Source organism: Bradyrhizobium sp. Kon58 (genome assembly GCF_055807455.1).
The window spans coordinates 1-283 of record NZ_JBVVOT010000380.1 but is presented as its reverse complement, the minus strand read 5'-3'; the positions used below and the strand labels follow the sequence as shown (position 1 = coordinate 283).

Here is a 283-nt window from a genome sequence, read left to right as displayed (position 1 = left end):
ACGGTCTGCACTGAATCAGGACGATGAACGACTATTCTCTGAAACTGGCCAACTACTGGCGCACTTCGTTGGCCGACGCCGAAAACGGCAATGGCGCGTTATCCCCCCAACATGTCCAAACCTACGCTGCGGTGCCCCTGGGTGCATTAGCCGTCGGTTGTTTGCCGGGTGATGCGCCAGATGCCGGTCCTGCGGCCGTCATCGGCATACTCGTAGAGGTAGATAAACGGTTTGCCATCGTACTCCTCCTGATTGCCCACCAGCTTGATCAAGTCGCCACTGC

The 283-nt window shown here is 57.6% G+C and carries 1 protein-coding gene; it reads left to right on the top strand.

Annotation, left to right across the window (positions count from 1 at the left end; genetic code table 11):
* Positions 1 to 23 precede the first annotated feature (23 nt).
* On the top strand, positions 24 to 283 hold a 260-nt coding region (locus tag AC0L20_RS40855; RefSeq protein ID WP_473295800.1), incomplete at its 3' end, for a hypothetical protein.